At 74.6% G+C, this 1,892-nt stretch carries 2 protein-coding genes and 1 pseudogene; all 3 read right to left on the bottom strand.

The features are described from left to right. Nucleotides 1-74 precede the first annotated feature (74 nt). Nucleotides 75-758, bottom strand: a complete 684-nt coding sequence (locus tag AB0L40_RS27740) for a DUF1775 domain-containing protein (protein ID WP_364362025.1) — start codon at nt 756-758, stop codon at nt 75-77. Further along, the gene (locus AB0L40_RS27735) at nt 755-1,165 is read right to left on the bottom strand and encodes a copper resistance protein CopC (protein WP_364362023.1); all 411 of its coding nucleotides are present in this window, start codon (nt 1,163-1,165) and stop codon (nt 755-757) included. Before AB0L40_RS27735 ends, AB0L40_RS27740 begins: the two co-directional genes overlap by 4 nt. 146 nt (nt 1,166-1,311) lie before the next feature. Continuing rightward, nucleotides 1,312-1,892, bottom strand: a pseudogene (locus tag AB0L40_RS27730) (FAD-dependent oxidoreductase); the annotation flags it as partial.

The following is a 1,892-nucleotide window of genomic DNA, read 5'->3' as shown; positions in this document are numbered from 1 at the left end:
TCCTCCTCGTCTGCCTGCAGCGCGGCGCGTTGCAGGGGCTCGGCGACTTCGACGCGGCCGGTGGGCGTCGGTCGTCAGCTCGACCGCCGGCGGACGGCGAGCGCGGCGCCGGCCAGCGCGATCAGGACCGCGGCGATCCCGAGGCCGCGGGCGAGCCAGTCGGTGCCGTCGTCGCCGGCGGACGCGACGGCGGTCGACGGCGCGTCCGGGGTCGACGGCGTGCCGGTGTCCGGCGCCGTCGCCGCGGTCTCGGTCCCCGACTCGCCCTCGCCGCCGGCGTTCTGGCGCGGGGCGCCCGCGATCACCTTCGTGACCGGCGCCGGGCTGTCGGAGTCCGGGGAGCCGATCCAGCGCGCGATCGTGCCGTCGTCGTAGGTCTGCAGCGCCTTCCACGTCAGCGTCGCCGGCTTCTCGGGCGTGCCGGCGAGGAACGTGAAGCGGGCGTAGCCGTCCTCGGCGAGCTTCCCGGTCCAGACGACGCGCTCGATCGCCCCGTTGGAGGCGGTGATCAGCCGGCGCTTCCAGCCCGGGGTCTCGCCGTACGCGAAGGGGATCACGCCCGGGGGCAGCTTCAGGTCGACCCTCGTGGTGTGCGCCGGACGCTCGCTGGGGACGATCACGGTGAACTCGACCGGGTCGTTCGGGGCGACGGTGCTCGGGGTCAGCTGGATGTGGGCCCCCGCGGTCCCCGCGCACCCGAGGGTGGCGAGGACCGCGGCGCCGGTCACCAGCGCGGTGCGGCGGCGGGCCGGGCTCATCGCCGCTTCAGCCGGAAGCCGAAGGTGCCCTTCTGGTGGTGGCCGTCGGCGGCGATCGCGGTCCAGGTCGCGACGTACTTGCCGGCCTTCAGGCCGGTCTTCAGGCCGACGCTGATCCGCTTGACGTTGCGGGGGTCCTGGCCGCCCCGGCCCTTGGAGACGGCCTTCCCGGCGCGCTTCACCGTGATCGTCCCGGAGCGGATCTGGCCGGTGAACGTCACCGAGACGGTGCGGACGGCAGTCGATGCGGTCTTGCCGGACGACGGGCTCGTCGCGGCGACCTCGGTGTGGGCGTCGGCGACGCCGACGCCGACCGCGAGGCTGCCGGCCGCGAGGGCGACGGCGACGACGGTGCGCCGCGGAACCCGCGGGGCGAGGGAGGAGGGGTGAAGGTGTACGAAGCGCATGCGGCTCTCGCTTTCATCGGGGTGCGGGGGGATCTCAGGGGGTGGAGCCCCCGGGGGGGCGGGGGGGGCCCCGCCCCCCGCCGCGCCCCAAAACCCAGACCCGGGGGGGGGGGTGGGGGGCGCCCGCCCCCCCCACCCCGATCGGCCTAGACCTGCAGGTCGCGAAGGATCCGCCGGGCGACGTTGTGCCCGGCCGCGCCGATCACGCTGCCCGCCGGGTGCGCCCCGGCCGAGCCCGCGTACAACCCGTCAAGCCCGGTGAAGTACGGCATCCGCTGATCGAAGGCGACAGTGTTGTCGACGTGGTGGATGTGCCCACCGGTGATCCCGAAGTGCTCCTCGATGCCCGGCGGGGTGAGCGGCATGATGTCCGCCACCAGGTCGGACGTGCCCGGCGCGTACCGGTCGCAGATCGCCAGCAGCCGGTCCACGTAACCCGGCAACGAGGCGTCCCAGGTCGAGCCGTCGATCTCGTACGGCACCGACTGCACGAACAACGCCGACGAGTGGTGGCCGTTCTCGTCCCGCAGCGACGGATCGACAGTGGTGTGCAGGTACCACTCGATGGTCGGCTCGGCGGGCAGCCGCCCGGCCTGGACGTCCGCCCACATCTCCCGCAGCGCGGCCATCGGTGAGGCGGAGGCGCCGGGCAGCAGGTGGATGGTCGAGCCGAACGGCGACGGGGCGCCGTCCGGCAGGCAGGAGAACGTCGGCAGGTCGCGCAGCG

The organism is Patulibacter sp. NPDC049589 (assembly GCF_040675535.1).
GTDB lineage: Bacteria > Actinomycetota > Thermoleophilia > Solirubrobacterales > Solirubrobacteraceae > Patulibacter.
This window is presented reverse-complemented; position numbering and strand designations above follow the sequence as displayed.